Below are 19,366 nucleotides of genomic sequence, written 5' to 3' on the forward strand. Positions count from 1 at the left end.
TTATCATCCGGCCGCTGATCATTGACCGCTGACGGGCAAAACGCCAAAAAAAAAAAGCCCTTGAAAACAAGGGCCAAATGAGGGGCAAATTCAACTTACAGTTGCATTATAGCACTCTTGTATACAATATTCAAGAATATTTTCAGTTTTTTCATAGTTATTTTATTTGTTGGTTAATTCATATAATGTTGGTAGAGTAAAAAAGTGGCTGTTGCGTAGGCAACAACCACTTTTGGTCGCGAGTCGCGAGCTATAAGTCGCGGTCCGCGACCGGGGTGAATTCATTCACCCCCCTACTTCCCATAATCCCGTCCTACATAAATCACCACATCCCCGCTGCTGGGGCTTACGGCTCCCTGGATCAGCTGGAAGTCGAAAGGCAGGGCTCCGGTGCGCTCTTCGGCGGCGCTGCTGCCGGCATTGATCAGCACCTGGGTCCGATCCATGGGGCTGCCGTTGGTGATGCTCACAATGGCAAACCCGGCGTTCCGGGCGTCATTGGCCGCTTCCACTCCGTACTGAGGATTGCCGCTGCAGTTGACCAGGGAGGCCCGGGGGGGTTTCTGGGGCGGCGGGGGCGGCAGATTGGGCGCCGTGCTGCCCTTGCCGGTACCGCTGCTGTCTCCCACAGGCAGGGCCGCTTTTTCTTTGTCCATTTTCCGGGCTTTTTCCACGGCTTTCTTCAGTTCCTGGTTCTGCACCTGGAGAGTCCGTTTCTCACCGCTGCCGGCGGCACTGTTGGTGCCCAGCAGTTCGTCATACTTCTTCTTGGCTGCCTGGGCCGCCATCCGGTATCCTTCCCCTGGCTGGACCCCCTGGAGCTGGGCCACCTGCTGGCGCAGGGCCGTCATGTTGGGGATCCAGTAGCTGATGTCATCAATATAGGCGGGGCTTCCCTGGACCATGGCGGTTTCCAGCTGAGAGGTGCCGGACACGTTCTTGGCAAAGGTCACCAAAAGAGATGCCAGGTCCCCTGCCGACAGATCCGTATCGATGCTCTGGTACAGAGTATGGGCGATTTCCGGGGCCCGGGTCAGGAGGCTGGCGGACCGGAGCTTGGCGAACACCGCCTTCATGAACTTCTGCTGCCGGGCCACCCGGCCGATGTCCCCTTCCTCATCCCGATACCGGACGTACTGGATGGCGGTGGTCCCGTCCATATGCTGTTTCCCGGGCTGGAGATTGATCACCAGGCCGTTTTCCCCGTCATAAGGGTCCGTATACTGCATGGACTTTTCCACATCGATGTCCACCCCGCCAATGGCATCCACCAGCTTGATGAACCCCTGGAAATCCACCAGTACATAGTTGCTGACGGGGATTCCCAGGAAGTTTTCCACAGTCTTCCGGCTCAGTTCATGGCCTCCGTAGGCATAGGCATGGTTCACCTTGTCCCAGCCGTGGCCGGGAATGGAGACCAGGGTATCCCGGGGGATGGACAAAAGAGCTGCCTGGTTCCGGGAAGTGTCCAGCATGGTCACAAAAAGGGTGTCAGACCGGCCGGTATCGCCGCTCCGCCGGTCCACTCCCATCACCAGGATGTTCCGTTTCCCCTGGATCTGGGCCACCTGGCCCGGGTCCGGCTTCTTTCCCGGCCCCAGCAGGAAAAATCCCGTCACCGCCGCCAAAAGGACCCCGATTCCCGCAATCACCGCTTTATATTTTCCCAGCATGATGGTTCTCCCTTAAACGTTACAATTTATGATCATTCCTTCTTTCATTTCTATTATACCGTAAAAAAGAAATGGATGCATCAGAAAAAGGGGGTGTGAAAGAATTCACACCCCCTGGTCACGGGCCGCAGCTGGCGGAGAAGCAACAGCCTTGTTTCACTTCGCCTCTTCCACTGCCTCTGCCATTTCCTTTACGTACGCCTTCACCGGTTCCACGGCGTCTTTACCGTACTGGGCGCAGAGTTTCACGATGGCGCTGCCTACGATGGCTCCGTCGCTGATGGCTGCCATTTCTTTGGCCTGTTCCGGGGTAGAGATGCCAAAGCCTACAGCAATGGGTTTGTCGGAGACTTCCCGGATCTTGTCCACGATTTCCTTCAGGTTGGTGGTAATGGATTTCCGCACCCCGGTGACCCCCAGAGAAGAAACCAGGTAAATATATCCCTGGGCTTCTCTGGCAATCATCTGGATCCGCTGGTGGGAGGTGGGAGCAATCATGGAAATAATCTCCACCCCGTATTTTTCCGCTTCCGGAGCGATGGTGTCCTTTTCTTCATAGGGCACGTCGGGGACGATGACCCCGTCGATTTTCACATCCCGGCACTGCTGGAAGAACTTCTCCCGGCCGTAGGTGAAGATCGGGTTCACATAGGTAAGGAACACCATGGGGATCCGGGTCTTTTCCCGGACCCGGGCCAGCATGGCGAAAATGTCCTTGATCCTGGTCCCTGCAGCCAGGGCCCGGGTGTCCGCTTCCAGGATCACCGGCCCTTCGGCAGTGGGATCGGAGAAGGGGATGCCGATTTCAATGAGCCCGGCTCCTGCCTCTTCCATGGCATAGATCAGTTTTTCCGTAGTGTCCAGGTCCGGATCCCCTGCGGTAATGAAGGGAATGAACAGCTTCCCCTTTTTCTTGAATGCGTCAGTAATCCTAGTCATGCAGATCTACCCCCTTGTATCTGGCAATGGCTGCCACGTCTTTGTCCCCCCGGCCGGACAGGTTCACCACGATGATCTTGTCCTTGGGCAGGGTGGGGGCCAGTTTCATGGCATAGGCCACCGCATGGGCACTTTCAATGGCCGGAATGATGCCTTCCGTCCGGGACAGATATTCAAACGCTTCCACCGATTCGTCGTCGGTGATGGGCACGTACTGGGCACGGCCCGTATCGTACAGGTTAGCGTGTTCCGGCCCGATTCCCGGGTAATCCAGACCGGCGGAAATGGAGTACACCGGGGCGATCTGCCCGTCTTCATCCTGGAGGAAATAGGATTCCATCCCGTGGAAGATCCCCGGTTTCCCCCGGGCGATGGTGGCGGCGGTTTCCGCGGTGTTCACTCCCCGGCCGGCGGCTTCCACCCCGATCAGCTGGACGTTTTTGTCCGGGATGAAATCGTAGAACAAGCCGATGGCATTGCTGCCGCCCCCTACGCAGGCCATGACCACATCGGGCAGCCGGCCTTCCTTCTCCAGCATCTGGGCTTTCACTTCTTCCCCGATGATTTTCTGGAAATCACGGACGATGGTGGGATAGGGATGGGGCCCCATGCAGGATCCCAGCACATAGAAGGTGTTTTCCACATTGGTGCACCAATCCCGCATGGCCTCGCTGACCGCGTCCTTCAGGGTGCCGGTGCCGGTGGTCACTGGCACCACTTTGGCCCCCAGAAGTTCCATTCGGTACACGTTCAGGGCCTGGCGGATGGTGTCCTCCTTGCCCATGTACACTTCACATTCCAGGCCCATGAGAGCCGCCACAGTAGCGGTGGCCACCCCGTGCTGGCCGGCGCCGGTTTCGGCGATGACCCGTTTCTTGCCCATCTTTTTGGCCAGAAGGCACTGACCCAGGGCGTTGTTGATCTTGTGAGCCCCGGTGTGGTTCAGGTCTTCCCGTTTCAGATAGATCTTGGCGCCTCCCAGATCCCTGGTCATCTTTTCCGCATAGTACAGCAGGCTGGGCCGGTTGGCATAGTCATGGTACAGAGTCCGCAGTTCCTGAAGGAATTCCGGATCATCCTTGAACCGGTTGTAGGCTTCGTCCAGCTGCAGCACTGCGTTCATCAGGGTTTCCGATACATATTGGCCGCCGTGTCTGCCAAATCTTCCATTGCTCATGATTCTTCCTCTTTTCTTACAGCGCTCACAAAAGCGCGGATTTTGTTTTCATCTTTCGTTCCGGCAGTTTCGATGCCGCTGCTGGTATCCACCCCGAAGGGGCTGTACCCAGCAATGGCCGCCGCCACATTGTCTGCATCCAGTCCCCCGGCCAGGAAAAAGGGTCTGGAGAACCGGGCTTGCCGGAGCAGACTGTGGTCGAAGGTTTTCCCCAGCCCTCCGAACTGGCTGCCGGAATAGGTATCCAGCAGGAAATAATCGCAGTCATACCGGTTCAGGTCCCGGAGGCTTTCCGGTCCCCGTACCCGGATCACCCGGATGATGGGAGCCGTTGTCCGCTCTCGGAGGGCCTTCACATAGGCTTCGTCTTCTTCTCCATGGAGCTGGATCAGCTGGATGGTGCCCCGGTTGGCCAGGGCCGCCGCTTCTTCCACAGGAGCCTTTACGAAGACGCCTACGGCGGCAATGGCCGGGTCCAGCTGCCGGCGGAGGTTTTCCGCCTGTTCCGCCGTTACCTGCCGCCTGCCGGGGGCGAAGACGAATCCGGCATAATCCGGCTGGGCCCGGTTCACCATGGCCACATCCTCTGGCCGCCGGATCCCGCACAGCTTGATTTTCGTCACAGGACCTCACCCCGCAGTTCTGCCAGGGCGGCTTTCATATCCGGGCTCCGCATGAGGGTTTCCCCGATGAGCACTCCGTTGACCCCGGCCTGTTCCAGTTGGGCGGTCTGCTGCCGGCTTTTGATGCCGCTTTCCGCCACAAAGGGAATGGTTTCCGGTACCAGGGACCGGAGCCGGAGGCTGTTGCCGATGTCCACGGTAAAGTCCTTTAGGTTCCGGTTGTTCACTCCGATGACCCGGGCGCCGCTCCGGATGGCCCGTTCCACTTCCTCTTCATCATGGGCTTCCACCAGGGCGTCCATGCCCAGGCTTTCCGCCAGCAGCCGGTATTCCTGGAGCTGGCTGTCGCTGAGGATGGCGGCGATCAGCAGGATGGCATCGGCCCCCAGGGTCTTGGCCTGGCACACCATGTAGTCATCCAGGGTGAAGTCCTTCCGCAGGAGGGGCGTTCCCACCGCCTGGCGGATTTCCCGGAGATACCGGTCGCTGCCCAGGAAGTAGTCCGTTTCCGTCAACACGGAAATGGCGGCAGCCCCCAGGGCTTCATACTGCCGGGCAATGGCCACATAGGGAAAGTCAGGAGCGATGAGCCCTTTGGACGGAGAGGCCTTCTTCACTTCCGTAATGAAGTTGAGGCCCGGTCTCTCCAGGGCTTCCCGAAAGCAGCCCTCCCGGTCCCGGAGCAGGGCTTCCGCTTCCCGCCGGAGGGTGTAGAAGTCTTTTTCCTTTTTCTGTTTTTCCACCCGCTGCCGGGTGGCTTCTGCCAGGGTATCCAGGATCATGTTCCGCACCTTCCGTTTATTCGTTGCTGACTTTGATGACTTTTTCCAGGGCGGCCAGGGCCTTGCCGCTGTCAATGAGTTCCGCCGCCAGTTTCACCCCGTCGGCGATGGTATCCGCCTTCCCGGCCACGAACAGGCCGGCTCCGGCATTCATGAGCACCGCATTCCGTTTGGTGCCCTGGAGCTTCCCGGAGAGGATGTCCCGGGTGATCCGGGCATTTTCTTCCGGGGTCCCCCCCACCAGGTCTTCTTTCTTCCCGGGGACCAGACCGAAATCTTCCGGACGGATCACCGAAGACCGGTAGTACCCGTCCCGGAGCTCACAGATGGTGGTGGGCCCGTTGGGAGAGATTTCGTCCAGTTTTTCCTGGCCGTAGGCCACCAGGCCCCGTTTCACCCCCAGGGAACACAGCACCTTGGCCAAAGGTTCCACCAGGTAGCCGTCATAGACCCCCAGCAGGAACATTTCCGGTTTGGCCGGGTTGGTGAGGGGCCCCAGGATATTGAACACGGTCCGGAACCCCAGTTCCTTCCGGATGGGCCCCACATACTTCATGGCTGCATGGTATTTCTGGGCAAACAGGAAGCAGAAGTTGGTCTCCTCCAGCATTTTCAGAGCCAGGGCCGGATCCTGCTGGATGTTCACCCCCAGGGCTTCCAGACAGTCTGCAGTGCCGCACAGGGAAGAAGCCGCCCGGTTCCCGTGTTTGGCCACCTTCACACCGCCGGCGGCCAGTACCATGGCGGAGGTGGTGGAAATGTTGAAGGAATGGGCTCCGTCCCCGCCGGTGCCCACGATTTCCATCACTTCCATCCCCGGATGGGGGACGGGAGTGGCCAGGGACCGCATGGCTTCCGCACAGCCGGTGATTTCGTCGATGGTTTCCGCCTTGGCGCTTTTGGTGGAAAGAGCCGCCAGGAACGCTGCATTCTGGGTGGGAGTGGTCTTGCCTCCCATGATCTCCAGCATCACTTCCTTGGCTTCGTTGTAGGTCAGGTCTCCTTTGTTGACCAGTTTGATGATGGCTTCTTTAATCATGATCTATGCCTCCTGCTTGGTGATTTTCAGATCCAGGAAATTCCGGATGATGGTCATGCCTTCCGGGGTCAGGATGGATTCCGGATGGAACTGGAGCCCGTAAATGGGATAATCCCGATGTTCCACCGCCATCACTTCCCCGTCTTCCGTAGTGGCCGTTGCCTTCAGGACTTCCGGCAGGGTATCCGGGTCGATGGCCAGGGAATGGTACCGCCCCACCAGGATCTGTTCCGGCAGCCCCTTGAACAAGGGAGAGATCCGGTCCAGGGTTACCGTGGACTGTTTCCCGTGCATCAGCTGCCGGGCGTAGGTGACGGTGCCTCCGAACACTTCCCCGATGGCCTGATGGCCCAGGCACACCCCCAGGATGGGGAATTCCCCTTTCAGTTCCCGGAGAGCTGGTTCGCAGACCCCTGCATCGCAGGGCCGGCCGGGCCCGGGAGACAGGATCAGGTGGTCCGGCTGGAGCTTCCGGATCCCTTCCACCGTAATGGCATCGTTCCGGATCACCTGGATGTCTGGGTTCAGGGTGCCCATATATTGATACAGATTGTAGGTAAAGCTGTCGTAGTTGTCGATGATCAGTTCCATGTTACGCCTCCGTGGTTGCTTCCAAAGCCTGCCGTACGGCCGCTGCCTTGTTGATGGTTTCCATGAATTCGTCCTCCACCTTGGAGTCGGCCACAATACCGCTGCCGGTCTGGAAGGAAACGGTGTCCCCGTATTTCACAGCGGTGCGGATCACAATGCAGATGTCCATGTTCCCGGCAAAATCCAGGTATCCCATGCCCCCGCCGTAGGGTCCCCGCCGTTCCGGTTCCAGTCCATCCAGGATCTCACAGGCCCGGACTTTGGGAGCCCCGGAAAGGGTCCCGGCCGGGAAGGCGGCACACAGGGTGTCGATGGCATCCTTCCCTTCCTTCAGAGTACCGGTGACCCGGGTGGTCATGTGCATCACATGGGAGAACTTTTTCACCAGCAGATGATCATGGACTTTTACGGACCCGAATTCCGCCACCTTGCCCACATCGTTCCGGGCCAGGTCCACCAGCATATTGTGTTCCGCCAGTTCCTTGGGGTCCGTCTGCATGTCCCGTTCCAGGGCTTTGTCCTCCTCTTCGGTCCGGCCTCTCCGCCGGGTGCCCGCAATGGGCATGGAGGTGATTTCCCGGTCCTGGACCTTGATCAGGGTTTCCGGAGAAGAACCGGCGATTTCCAGATTGTCGTTCTTCAGCAGCACCATGTACTGGGAAGGGTTGGTGGTCCGGAGGATCCGGTACATGTTGAACAGATCCTGGTCGTAGGAAGCGGAGAACCGCTGGGAATACACCGCCTGGAAAATATCCCCCTGCCGGATGTGTTCTTTGATTTTCTCCACATTTTCTCCATAGGTCGCTTTGTCCTGATTGCTGGTGATGGGCCCCAGATGAGCCGGGGTGAAGGCCGGCGGCGCCACCGGCTGCCGGACCAGGGCTTCCATGGCATCCAGGTTCTTCTGGGCCTTGGCGTAGTTCCCTTCCAGGTCATCGGTCTTGATGTTCACGATCAGGTACATTTTCTGGAGCACCCGGTCGAAGGCGATCACCTTGTCGAAGAGCATCAGGTCGAAATCCGGGAAGGCCGTAGACTTGGCCGGGTCGAAATGGAGGCTGGGTTCACAGTACTGGAAAAAGTCGTAGGAGAAATACCCTACGAACCCGCCGGTAAAAGGAGGCAGCCCGGGGATTTTGGGGACCCGGTAGGCCTTCAGGATGGACCGGAGGGCCTCCAGGGGCCGGTTGGGATCTACCGGGATCCGGCTGCCGGCAAATTCCACCTGGGCGTTCCGGTCCTTGGCCCGGAGCCGGACAACAGGGTCGAAGCCGATGAAGGAATACCGGCCAGCCTGGTCGTTCTGTTCCAGGCTTTCCAACAGGAAATACCGGCTGCTTTCCTTCCGCACCAGGCTCACCAGGCCGATGGGAGTGGCGGTATCCGCCAGGATTTCCCGGACCACAGGCACCGCCGCATATCCCTGGGCCAGGGCTTTGCTTTCTTCCAGACTCTGTTGTTTCATGACTGTTCCTCCTTACTGATAAAAGAAAAAGACATCCAGGTTGGATATTCCACCTGGATGCCTGTTCCTGCAAGTCACTGTCTCTGCAGTAAAAAAACACCTGTCCTCCTACAAGGACAGGTGTCATAACCTGCGGTACCACCCTGTAATGGAGCCAAAGCTCCACACCTCAAGCAGAATGCCAACACATTCCTCACCGGTAACGTCGGTGCTGCGTCGCGGGATACTTTCCGAAGATTTCATCGCGCCCTCAGTGGTCCATTTGTCAGACTGCCACGGTCCGGCTCTCAGCTTCCCGGACTCTCTGTGCGCACATTTTCTGGCGTTATCTCCACCTCAAAGGTTTTTGGTTCTTATTGAATTGATGGTTGTATAGTAGCACTGGAGAAACAGCTTGTCAAATATTTTTTCTGAAAAAGTTTAAATTGTTCACTTCTGTATCTCTTTTAACAGTTTCTGGGACTTTTGTTTCTGTACACTCTACTCTTTTTCATACACATCTGCAAATTCCGGTTTCCGGTCGAACTGGACCCGGGCATAGGAACACTGGGGGATGATCTTCACCCCGGCTTCCCGGGCCATGTCCGCCACCGCCCGGACCAGTTTCCCGGCCAGGCCCTGGCCTCCGTACTGGGGATCCACAATGGTGTGTTCCAGGGTCCAAACCCCGGGACGGGTCACCCCATAGGTGCATTTTCCGATTTCCACGGCCCCGTCATACAGGGCCGCCCGGAAGTTTTCCGGTTCCTTTACAAGACGAATGGTGTCCATGAATTTCTCCTTTCAAGACCTGGCCGCTGAAGCAGCCAGGCCGGTCAACGGTCAGCTGTCAACGGCCGCTGACAGCCTTTTACTCTTCCACCGTCACCTTTGTCCCTACTTTCACACAGGCCTTCAGCTTTTCCAGATCTTCATTGTTCATCCGGATGCAGCCTTCGGAGGCCCGGGTGCCGATGGAGGCCGGGTCGTGGGTGCCATGGATGCCGATGCCGTCCCATTTTCCCTGGCTCAGGCTCCGGGTATCCAGGCTGATGAACCAGGGCCCGTAGGCGTGCTGGATCACCCCTTTGCCGTCGTGGAAATCATGGGACCAGCTGGAGGCATCGATGATTTCATCCACCGGGAAGGTTCCCTCCGGGGTCTTCATGTCCCCGCTCATCTGCTTCTGCCCGGGATTCTTCCCCAGGGCCACCGGCCATTGGGCCACCGGTTCCCCGTGGTCCAGGAGGAACAGGGTAAATTCTCCTTTTTTGACCAGGATGGAGTAGTCGTGGGGTTCCGGGGTCTGGCGCACATCCCTGGTAACAGCCGGTGCCGCCGGAATTTCCTCTGCTTCTTCCGCCGGCTGTCCGCCCCGGCAGCCTTTGATGGCGAACCCCACTGCCAGCAGCAGGACCAGGATGAAAAAGACGCCCCAGGCCGGTCCCTTCCATCTCCGTTTTTGGTACGCGTCATGATATTTTCCCATGGTCCCCTCCTTTCCGGAAGCCGGTTACAGACGCCGGCAGAACTGGACCGAAACATACCCGGTCTGTCCGTTGTCCCGTTTCACCCGATACCAGTTGTCCTTCCGTCCGGTAATCTCCACCTTTTCTCCTTCATCGAAATAGTCCACAATATCCGTATTGGTTCCGGCACCCGCCCGGAGACGCACGTCGGTACCGGTGATCTTTCCGAAGGATTTGTCCGTCTTTTTCCCGTCCGCGGCTTTCTGGTCAGCCCCTTCCGCCTTGGGCTGGGTCTTGGGAGCCGAAGTTCCCGGTTTCTTTTCTTCCTGGGTCACCGCCGGTTTGGCATCGGACCCGCTCCCGGCATCCTTCTGCCGGGCAAAGAAGATCCCTGCCCCGGCCGCCGCCAGCATCAGGAGAATCACCAGGGCAATCCATTTGCCCCGGCCGCTTTTGTGGGGCAAATCTTCCCGGGGCTGGAAAGTCTCAAAGGAAGCCTTCTGGGGCTGGGGTGCCGGCTGGGTTGCTCCCTTTTCCTGCTGGTCCGGCTGAACCGGGGCCGCCGGCTGCTGCACCGGCGTGCCGCAGACCGGACAAAATTTTTCCTCTTCCGTCAGCTGATTCCCGCAATGGGCACAAAATTTCGCCATGGGTTACGCCTCCTGCCCCTCAGTCCGCATCCTGGTCATTGATCTTGGTGGATTTGATCTGGACACTGATCAGGGTGGGGCTCTTCTGTTTCACGATACCCACGCATTTCCCCTTCACATTGACGAAATCCCCGATTTTCAGATCATTGACGATGCTGGCCCGTTTGGCCGGCACATCCACCAGCACCTGATAGGTCTTGCCGCCGTTTTTCCGGCTTTCCAGGGTAATGCTGTAATTCTGGGAATTGTTGAACTGCCCCTTCCATTTTACCTTACCGGAAACCTGGACGGTCTTGTCCTTGTATTTTTTATCTCCGGAACTCTGGTCCCGGATATAGTCATCCACGATTTCACCGGATTTCACCTGGATGGGTTTGCTGCCGCCCCCAAAGGCGAAGAACAGTCCCAGGACCACCACAAGTACCCCGATGATGGCCAGGATCTTCTTTTTCTTTCCGTTGCCCTCCGGAGGAACCGGAGGCATCCGGAAGTTCTGGAAGCCCTGGTTCCCGCCGCCTCCCTGGCCGCCGGAAACCGGTTCCGCCACCACTACTTTGTAAGTTTCTTCCTGAGCTGGCTGTACGGATTCAGCCGGCTTTTCATCTCCGGCACCCTTTTCCTCCGGCTTTGTTTCCTTCAGCCGGGTACCGCATTCGGTGCAGAAATCATTGGCCGCCGGGTTCATATGACCGCATTTGGGGCATTTCACCACCGGATCCTGTTTGGCGCCGCACTGGACGCAGAACAGGGCATCGTCCGCCAGTTCGCAGCCGCACTGTTTGCATTTCTTGGACATAACCATTCCCCTTCCGTATAAGGAAACCATCCCCAACTCCCGGTTTCCCGCAGTTTTCTTTATGATTCTTATTATACGCAGAAAATTGGGAATAGGAAAGGGGCTGTTGCGTGCGCAACAGCCCCTTTCCCTGTCATCAGCTCTTACATCTCCCAAATAAACGCCGCCAGCTGCTTCAGACCCGGTTCCAGGCTGGTCATGTCCAGTTCTTCCTGGAGGGTGTGGACCCCTTTGCCCAGGCTGATGCCGAAGGCGATGGCCGGGATGTTCCGGCTAAGAGGGATGTTGGCATCAGTGCTGCTGGCACTGAACACCGTTTTCAGGCCTTCCCGTTTCCGGATGGCGGTGATCCGGTCATGGATTTCATGGTGCTGCACCCCTTCGCTGCAGGGCCGCTCTCCCAGAAGCAGGGTCTCCACCTTTACCTTGTCCGTGGTATGGGCCTTCAGGATGGCCTGGAAGGCGGCATCCAGCTTTTCCAGTTCGGAATGGGATACGGACCGCATGTCCACGGTGAATTCCACTTCCGCAGCAATAGAGTTGATGGTGGTGCCTCCCTGGATGGTCCCCACATTGTAGGTGGTCCGGGGATTTCTGGGCACCTGGAGGCTGTAGAAATCCCGGATGATTCCCGCGGCTTCGTTGATGGCGTTGGCCGCCCCGAAAGCCGCATAGCTGTGGCCCCCGGCCGTGACCACATGGACCGCGTACCGCCGGGACCCTACGGCCAGGTTCACGAACCGGTCGCTGTTCCCGTCCACGGCCATGAAATAGCTGAGCCGGTCCCCGAAGGCATCAGTAAGGGCCCGGCTCCCTTTCAGGTTCCCCAGCCCTTCTTCTCCCACATTGAAGGCGAACACCGCCGGCGTCCGGAGCTTCAGGGTCAGCATCATCCGGATCAGGAACAGCAGGGCAGCCACGTCAGAACTGTTGTCCCCGCAGGAAGGGGCCTTCAGGATGTGCCCGTCGATGTCCGGAGTGATCCTGTCCACTCCCGCAAACACCGTATCCATATGGGCGGTGTACAAAGGGAACTTGTCCACTCCTTCAATGCAGTGGGGATAGATCACATTGCCGGCTTCATCCCGGTATGCGCCTTCCGCCCCCATGGCTTCCAATTGTTCCAGGATCCACTGGGCCTTCCTGTCCTCTTCTCCTGTGGGAGAAGGGATGGTGATCACATCATACAGAGTCTGGAGGTATTCCGGCATCCGGTTGTGGATATAGTCCTCCACCATTTTGCGCAGCACGTCATTCATGGGCATGACTCCTTTCTTAACTGACCAGTCCAGAGTATAGAATTTTTGTTTCTGCAGGACACCGGATCCATTTCGTGTCTCCAGTTCGAAAACTGTCCACAATATGATTTACGCCTGCCATTTCTCTGCACTCTGCACTCTTCACTCTTTACTCTTCACTCATTCTACCCCAAATTCTTCCGGAATAAAACCGCTGCCAGCCAGAGGGTCAGGACGGCCACTACGGCCATGGGCAACAGATCCGGGGCAATGGTGCCAAGGCCCGCTCCTTCAAAATAGATCCGGCGGATGGCATCCAGGGCAAACCGGAGAGGATCCGCATAAGTCAGGATCTGGAGGAACTGGGGCATGTTCCGAACCGGGGTGGCCACCCCGCTCAAAAGGGCATTGGGGATCAGATATACATAGGTGTACACCTGGACCTGCTGCATGGAACTGCACACGGAAGAAATGCTCAGCCCGATGCCGGTGGAACTGAGGAAATAGACCAGCAGCACCAGGTACAGGGTCAGGTAGGACCCTTCAAAAGGCACCTGGAACCAGAACAGATCCAGCAGCAGGAGCAGCGTCCCCTGGAGCAGCCCCACCAGCACCGGAGGGAACGCCTTCCCGATCAGGAGCACCAGGGGGGACGCCGGGGTCACCAGCAGCTGTTCGAAGGTCCCTTCCTCCCGTTCCCGGGCTACGGACATGCCGGCCAAAAGGATCACCTGGGAAAAGCTCATGAGCCCCAGGATCCCGGGAGCAAAATACCACAGGGTCAGCTGGTTGGGGTTGAACCAGGTCCGGGTTTCCACGGAAAGGGGCGGTTTCTGGCCGGTCCGGGCTTCCAGCCACTGCTGGACCACCCGGGAGGTGTAGGCGGAAGCCAGACTGGCGGTCATGGTATTCCGGCCATCGGTGATTACCTGGAGGGGGGCTTTTTCTCCCCGGGCCAGTTTCTCTTCAAAATCAGAGGGAATGGCCAGCACCACCATGGCTTCTTCCCGGTCGATGGGATCCTTGAGCTGGGCGGTATTCTGGAGATCCGCCACCCGATGGAAAAAGCGGGTGCCGTCCAGGGTGGCCAGCAGAGAGGTGGAAGCCTCTGAATGGCTCTGGTCCAATACCGCATAAGTCACATCCTCCACATTGAAGGTGGCGGTGTAGCCGAAAATCACCCCCAGGACCAGAGTGGGGACTACCAGAATCTGCCGGAAGGCCTTGTCCTTCCAGATGGCCAGCAGTTCTTTCCGGCAGATATACCGGACCTGCTGACAAAATAGCTGCCAGGGCGTCATTCATTCCACCTTCTTTCGGATACGCTGGAGGGCCAGGCCCAGGAAAAGCACCATGAAAAACAGCAGCCAGCCGGCCTGGGGCAGGATCACCGGCCACAGGTCACCGGCCAAAAACAGGGTCTTCAGGGCCACCAGATAATGCTTGAAGGGCAGTACTTCCCCGATCCACTGGACCCACCGGGGGGTGGCCCGCAGGTCGAACAGGAACCCGGAAAGCATGATGCTGGGCAGGAAGCTTACCAGAAGGGCAACCTGGATGGCCATGAACTGGGCTTTGGTCACCACAGAAATCAGCATCCCCATGCCCAGGGCGGTGAGCAGGTACAGGACGGAAAACAGCAAAATCAGGGACAGGGACCCTACCAGAGGCACCTGGAACAGGAACCGGGACAGGATCAGACAGATGAAGACCCCCAGCAGGGCAATGCAGAAATAGGGGATCATCTTGGCCACAATGATCTCTCCTTTTTTCACCGGAGTCACGAACAGGGATTCAAAGGTCCCCCGTTCGTATTCCCGGGCCATGACCCCGGCGGTGAGCAGCACCCCCACCAGGGTGACGATCATCAGGATCAGCCCGGGCAAAAAGTACCAGGTGCTTTCATGGGCATCATTGAACCAGAGCCTGGATTCCAGGTCCACGGCTCCCACGCCCTGGCCGGCCATCTGGCGGGCGGACCACTGAGCCGCCGCCGTTTCCACATAACTCTGGATGCTCATGGCGGTGGTGGTGTCCGTGCCGTACAGCAGCAGCTGGACCCGTCCGTCCCCCTGGTGGAGCTGGCGGCTGAAATCCGGAGGCACCCGGAGGATGGCGTCGATTCTCCGCTGTTCCATGGCTCGGAGCGCCTGGTTCATGCTGGTCATGTATGTAGGTCGGAAGTATTCCGATCCATCCACGAAATCCACCACCTGCCGGGCCTCCGGAGACGCGTCCTCCAGCACCACCCCGATGGGGGCGTGCTTCACATCCAGGCTGATGCCGTAGCCGATCACCAGGATCAGCAGGATGGGCAGCAGGATGCCCAGGGCCAGGCTGGAATTGTCCCGGAGCACTTCCCGGAACTCCTTCACCGTCAGAGCCCGGATCCGGCGCATATTATCTTTCATTGGGCTGCCTCCTCTCCCCTGGCCCGGGCCTGGTTCACGATGTCGATGAACATGGCATCCATGTTGGCCCCCGGTTTATGGAGTTTTTCCCGGATTTCATCGGTGGAACCGATGATCAGCATCTTCCCATGGTCCTGGATCATGATCCGGTCGCAGTACTCGGATTCTTCCATAAAGTGGGTAGTGATGATGATGGTGGTCCCTTTGCAGGACAGATCCGTGATTTCCCGCCAGAACATCCGCCGGGCCAGGGGATCGATGCCGCTGGTGGGTTCGTCCAGGAACAGGATCTCCGGCTCCTGGAGCAGGGCGCAGGCCATGGACAGCCGCTGTTTGTAGCCTCCCGGCAGGTCCCCGGCATTGTGGGATTCCGTCCCGGTGAGCTGGAACTCCTCCAGCACCGTGCGGATCCGTTCCTGGAGCTTCTTCCGGGGCAGGCCGTACATGCCTCCGTAGAACTGGAGATTTTCCAGTACGCTGAGCTTGGTGTACAGGGCGAATTTCTGGGACACGTAGCCGATTTTGGCCCGGGCCTCCGTCCGGGCAGTCCGCAGGTTCTCCCCGGCCACGCTGAGCTTGCCGCCGGTGGCAGGGATCAGGCCGCAGAGCATCCGGAAGGTAGTGGTCTTCCCGGCCCCGTTGGGCCCCAGAAGGCCGAACACCTCTCCTTTGTGGACCTGGAAGGAAGTATGGGAAACCGCGGTGAAATCCCCGAACTTCTTCACCAGGTCCTTCACTTCGATGCTCACTTCATTCTGGGAAGGACGGGGCGGGATCTTGTCCAGAGGAGCCAGGGGGATCCGGGTCTTTTCCAGATCCGCCGCCTGGTGGAGAAGGATCATGAACCCGTCTTCCAGCCGGGGTTCCACCGCCCGGGGGGTCAGGCTCCACCGCTCCAGGGTGGGAATGGGTTCCCCGGGCCGGGCGGCAATGTACCGGACGGTACCGCTTTCCGGAACCGCATCGATGATCTGTTCCGTGTCATCCAGCAGGGATCCCTGGAGCACCCGGTAGGGCAGTTCTTCCGGCGGGTCCACTTCGAAGCATTTTCCCGCCGCCACCTGGCTCAGTTCCTGGGGAGTCCCTTCAAACAGCATCTGGCCCAGGTTCAGCACATACACATGGTCGCACATGGCCGCCTCGTTCATGTAGGCGGTGCATACAATGACGCTGAGGTTTTCTTCCCGGACCATCTGCTTAATGATGATCCACAACTCGTCACGGCTGAGAGGGTCCACCCCTACGGTAGGTTCGTCCAGGATCAGCAGATCCGGAGAACGGACCAACGTGCAGGCCAGCCCCAATTTCTGCTTCATGCCCCCGGACAGCTTCCCTGCCAGCCGTCCGGTAAAGGGAGCCAGCCCGGTCATGTCCAGCAGTTTGGCAAAACGGTCCTTCCGGGTATCCTGGGGGATCCCGTGAAGGTCCGCATACAGATCCATATTCTCCTGGATGGTCAGATCTTCATAAAGGCCGAATTTCTGGGGCATGTAGCTGATCCGGGACTGGATTTCCTCCGCCCCGGCCACTGAATCCAGCCCCAGCACCTTCAGGCTCCCGCCGGTGGGGTCCATGAGCCCGCAGATCAGCCGCATGGTGGTGGTCTTCCCGGCCCCGTCCGGACCGATGAGGGCGGTCATTTTCCCTTTTTCCGCCCGGAAGTCGATGCCTTGGAGAGCATGGGTCTTTCCCTGCTTGTCATCAAAGAGTTTGTCCAGCTTTTCAGCCTGGACCACCCATTCAGTCATGGCTCTGCTCCGTGTCGATCTGCACCGTGGCGGGCATTCCCATCCGCAGCACATTGTCGGAATCGGTTACATAGACCCGGACTTCGTACAGCAGGGAGGTACGCAGTTCCGTGGTCTGGACCGTTTTGGGGGTGAATTCTGCCGTAGAGGAAATATAGCCAATCTGGCCTTCGATGGGATCCTTGGGATGGCTGTCCGTATAGATCTTCGCCTTCATCCCTTCATAGATCCGGCCCAGATCCTTTTCGCTGACATAGACCCGGATCCATTTCTTTTCATTGAGGGACAGCTTGAACACCGGTTTCTGAGGAGAAGCCATATCCCCCACTTCCAGCAGCCGGGACCGGATGACCCCGTCTGCCGGTGCCTTGAGTTCCGCCTGGCTCAGCAGGTAGTCCACGTGTTTGGCGTCTTCCTGGAGGGCTTTCAGCTGGGCTTCCCCGCTGGCCACATCTTCATCCCGGGGACCGGCCTGGGCTTTTTCATATTCCTGCCGGGCCGCTTCCGCCTGGGCCGCCGTTACATCCACCTTGGTCCGGGCCGCATCCCGGTCCTGTTTGCTGACGGATTTTCCATTGGAAGAGGCAAAGGCGTTCTCCACCCGGGCCAGATCCTGCCGGGCCTGGTCCGCCTGGGCTGCCGCCTCATCGGCTTTAGCCCGGGCCGCTTCCAGATCTTCCGCCCGGGTGCCGTTGTGGAGTTTGTCCACCACGCTCTGCTGGGCGGCGATCTGAGCCTGGAGCTTGCTCTTCTTGATTTTCAGTTCATCGGTATCCAATCGGGCCAGTACCTGGCCCTTGGTGACCTTATCTCCTTCTTCCACCATTTCTTCCGCGATCCGGTCGCTTTCCCGGAAGGCCACGGATACTTCCCGCACATCCACGTTCCCGTAGAGGGTCAGCTGCCGGGCCGCCTTCTGCACCTGATACCGGTGGTAACCGTAGGAGCCCCCGCCGATGAGCAGGGCTGCCGCTGCCACCAGGGCCGCCAGTTTCTTTTTGTCCTGTAAAAGGTTTTCCCAAAATGCCATCATTTATCCTTCCCTTCTGCCCTGCTGATTTCCGCCTGTTCCGCATCGGTAAGCGGCTGCCAGCCGCCACCCAGTGCCTTGTACAGGTGGATCAGGTCCGCCAGTTCCTGGCCCCGGCTGCGGTTTTCCTGCCGTTTCATGGTAAGCAGGATCCGTTCGCTGTCCAATACCGGCTGATAATCGCTGAGTCCCGCCTGGAAGCGGTTTTCCGCCAGGTCGAAAGCCCCCTGGGCATTGTCCACCCCGGCGGTGAGCTTGTCTTTCCGTTCCTTTTCCTGAACGATACCGGTCATGGCATCCTGGACTTCCCCGGCCGCCTTCAGCACCGTGTTTTCATACTGGGCCTGGTATTCTTTGGCCCGGGCATCCTGCAGCTTCACATTCTGCCGCAGCTGTCCCCCATGGAACAGGGGGAAGGTGAAGGAAGGCGCAATGGCAAAGGAATGGGCGCCGGAACCGAACAGATTCCCGCCCCCCAGGGTGATGAGCCCCAGGAACCCGTCCAGGGTGAACCGGGGCTTCAGTTCCGCCCGTGCCTCTTTGGTCCGGGCGATCTGGGCTTCCAGCCGCTCTTCCGCCGCCCGGATATCCGGCCGCTGGCGCATCAGGTTGGCGGGAATGGCATGATACAGTTCCGGATCGATTTCCGGTAAATCTTCCGGTTCCAACAGGTCATTGAGCTGGCCCGGTTCCGTCCCGGTAAGGATGGACAGTCGGGTAAGGGTCTCCTGGATGGACTGCCGGATCCGGGGGATCTCCGCCCGAGTATTCTGTTCCTGGGTCCGCATGGCTTCCAGAGGATAGCCGCTGATCAGCCCCGCATTGTAATTGGTCTGGAGCAGATCTGCTTTTTCCCCTTCCAGGGCTGCATGCCGTTCCAACAGGTCCAGATCCTGCTGGAGGGTCCGGAGAGATACATAGTTGAGGGCTGTTTCCGCACTGAGGGTCACCCAGGTGCTGTACAGGGCTGCATGCTGGGCTGCCAGGTTGTGGGCGGCGCTCTGCTTCTTGGCCTTCAGCCGGCCGAAGAAGTCCGGTTCCCAGGAAGCATCGATGCCCAGCCCGGCTACGGAAGAATTCCGGTTGGGCGGGTTGATCATCCCCGGATAGGGACTCATATCGCTGATTTTGTCGTTGACCCCCTGAGGGGCTTCATACCGTCCGTAGGTGCCTCCCACATTCAGCCAGGGCAGGGCTTCCCCCTTGCTGATCCCCAACTGGGCCCGTGCTTCTTCCACCCGGGCCTGGGCCGCCTGGAGATCCCGGTTGTTTTTCAGAGAAAGTTCGATCAGGGCGTCCAGTTTGGGGTCCTGGAAGGTCTTCCACCAGTCCGCCAGCTGTTCCTCACTGAGCCTGGCCTCCGGCGTGGCCTTGTCATAAGCTGCCGGTTGCTTCTGGGCCAGTTCTGTCCAGGAGGGCATCTTCACCGCCTTGGGCTGGGGATCCTTCTTCCCGGCCAGGGCCGGCTGCATCATCCCCGGTGCCAGGGTCAGGGACAGCCCCACCACCACAGGTTTCCACCATTTCATGGTCATCGCTCCCATCTGTACCAGTAAAATAATTATTCGTTTGATTAATTATACCCTCATTATAGCCCAAAACCGGTCCGGTGGCAAGATGGAGAAAAAAAATGGTTGCACAAAACAGAGGGATTTGTTATACTTCGTTTAGTTAGTAATTGCTAACTATTTTGGCTGGTATTTTTCGAAGTACAGCCATTTTTCTTTGGTTATTAATTAGTCATAACTAACTTATT

The 19,366-nt window shown here is 58.5% G+C and carries 18 protein-coding genes; all 18 read right to left on the reverse strand.

Going from position 1 to position 19,366, the window contains the following annotated elements; genetic code table 11:
• Positions 1-293: 293 nt before the first annotated feature.
• The 18 genes from ACTQY5_RS02770 to ACTQY5_RS02855 all read right to left on the reverse strand — a co-directional run bounded on the left by ACTQY5_RS02770 (position 294) and on the right by ACTQY5_RS02855 (position 19,139).
• Positions 294-1,673 (reverse strand): LCP family protein, encoded by a 1,380-nt coding sequence (locus ACTQY5_RS02770; protein ID WP_441368783.1) that lies wholly within the window; start codon positions 1,671-1,673, stop codon positions 294-296.
• Between the two features lie 156 nt (positions 1,674-1,829).
• Entirely contained in the window at positions 1,830-2,612 is a 783-nt protein-coding gene (trpA, locus tag ACTQY5_RS02775) for a tryptophan synthase subunit alpha (protein WP_279127052.1), read from the reverse strand.
• The gene (gene trpB / locus ACTQY5_RS02780; protein WP_022487484.1) at positions 2,605-3,789 is read right to left on the reverse strand and encodes a tryptophan synthase subunit beta; all 1,185 of its coding nucleotides are present in this window, start codon (positions 3,787-3,789) and stop codon (positions 2,605-2,607) included. Before trpB ends, trpA begins: the two co-directional genes overlap by 8 nt.
• The gene (locus ACTQY5_RS02785; protein WP_441368784.1) at positions 3,786-4,412 is read right to left on the reverse strand and encodes a phosphoribosylanthranilate isomerase; all 627 of its coding nucleotides are present in this window, start codon (positions 4,410-4,412) and stop codon (positions 3,786-3,788) included. Before ACTQY5_RS02785 ends, trpB begins: the two co-directional genes overlap by 4 nt.
• Positions 4,409-5,194, reverse strand: a complete 786-nt coding sequence (gene trpC / locus ACTQY5_RS02790) for an indole-3-glycerol phosphate synthase TrpC (RefSeq protein ID WP_288310925.1) — start codon at positions 5,192-5,194, stop codon at positions 4,409-4,411. Before trpC ends, ACTQY5_RS02785 begins: the two co-directional genes overlap by 4 nt.
• Before the next feature lie 16 nt (positions 5,195-5,210).
• The gene (gene trpD, locus ACTQY5_RS02795) at positions 5,211-6,233 is read right to left on the reverse strand and encodes an anthranilate phosphoribosyltransferase (RefSeq protein WP_022487487.1); all 1,023 of its coding nucleotides are present in this window, start codon (positions 6,231-6,233) and stop codon (positions 5,211-5,213) included.
• A 3-nt stretch (positions 6,234-6,236) separates the two neighbouring features.
• Positions 6,237-6,824 (reverse strand): anthranilate synthase component II, encoded by a 588-nt coding sequence (locus ACTQY5_RS02800; RefSeq protein WP_441368785.1) that lies wholly within the window; start codon positions 6,822-6,824, stop codon positions 6,237-6,239.
• Position 6,825: 1 nt separating this feature from the next.
• Positions 6,826-8,289 carry an anthranilate synthase component I family protein gene (locus tag ACTQY5_RS02805; protein ID WP_441368786.1) on the reverse strand — a complete coding sequence of 488 codons (1,464 nt, stop codon included), beginning with the start codon at positions 8,287-8,289 and terminating at the stop codon, positions 6,826-6,828.
• A gap of 480 nt (positions 8,290-8,769) precedes the next feature.
• On the reverse strand, positions 8,770-9,060 hold the full coding sequence (locus ACTQY5_RS02810) for a GNAT family N-acetyltransferase (protein ID WP_022487490.1): 291 nt from the start codon (positions 9,058-9,060) through the stop codon (positions 8,770-8,772).
• 79 nt (positions 9,061-9,139) lie between these two features.
• Complete coding sequence (locus ACTQY5_RS02815) at positions 9,140-9,757, reverse strand: L,D-transpeptidase (RefSeq protein WP_022487491.1); 618 nt, start codon at positions 9,755-9,757, stop codon at positions 9,140-9,142.
• Between the two features lie 24 nt (positions 9,758-9,781).
• Positions 9,782-10,387, reverse strand: a complete 606-nt coding sequence (locus ACTQY5_RS02820) for an SH3 domain-containing protein (RefSeq protein ID WP_441368787.1) — start codon at positions 10,385-10,387, stop codon at positions 9,782-9,784.
• Positions 10,388-10,406: 19 nt separating this feature from the next.
• Positions 10,407-11,183 (reverse strand): double zinc ribbon domain-containing protein, encoded by a 777-nt coding sequence (locus ACTQY5_RS02825; protein WP_288174554.1) that lies wholly within the window; start codon positions 11,181-11,183, stop codon positions 10,407-10,409.
• A gap of 143 nt (positions 11,184-11,326) precedes the next feature.
• Positions 11,327-12,442, reverse strand: coding sequence for a M20/M25/M40 family metallo-hydrolase (locus tag ACTQY5_RS02830; protein ID WP_329777676.1), 1,116 nt, complete (start codon positions 12,440-12,442; stop codon positions 11,327-11,329).
• 164 nt (positions 12,443-12,606) lie between these two features.
• On the reverse strand, positions 12,607-13,722 hold the full coding sequence (locus ACTQY5_RS02835; RefSeq protein ID WP_022487495.1) for an ABC transporter permease: 1,116 nt from the start codon (positions 13,720-13,722) through the stop codon (positions 12,607-12,609).
• A complete protein-coding gene (locus ACTQY5_RS02840; protein WP_441368788.1) occupies positions 13,723-14,832 on the reverse strand; it encodes an ABC transporter permease in 1,110 nt (369 codons plus the stop codon).
• Positions 14,829-16,580: an ATP-binding cassette domain-containing protein gene (locus ACTQY5_RS02845; RefSeq protein WP_441368789.1), complete on the reverse strand. Its 1,752-nt coding sequence runs from the start codon at positions 16,578-16,580 to the stop codon at positions 14,829-14,831. The genes ACTQY5_RS02840 and ACTQY5_RS02845 overlap by 4 nt, the downstream gene beginning before the upstream one ends.
• Positions 16,573-17,613, reverse strand: coding sequence for an HlyD family efflux transporter periplasmic adaptor subunit (locus tag ACTQY5_RS02850; protein WP_441368790.1), 1,041 nt, complete (start codon positions 17,611-17,613; stop codon positions 16,573-16,575). Before ACTQY5_RS02850 ends, ACTQY5_RS02845 begins: the two co-directional genes overlap by 8 nt.
• Complete coding sequence (locus ACTQY5_RS02855) at positions 17,610-19,139, reverse strand: efflux transporter outer membrane subunit (protein ID WP_441368791.1); 1,530 nt, start codon at positions 19,137-19,139, stop codon at positions 17,610-17,612. Before ACTQY5_RS02855 ends, ACTQY5_RS02850 begins: the two co-directional genes overlap by 4 nt.
• Positions 19,140-19,366 lie beyond the last annotated feature (227 nt).

The organism is Acidaminococcus sp. HCP3S3_H5 (genome assembly GCF_052122235.1).
Taxonomy (GTDB): Bacteria; Bacillota; Negativicutes; order Acidaminococcales; family Acidaminococcaceae; genus Acidaminococcus.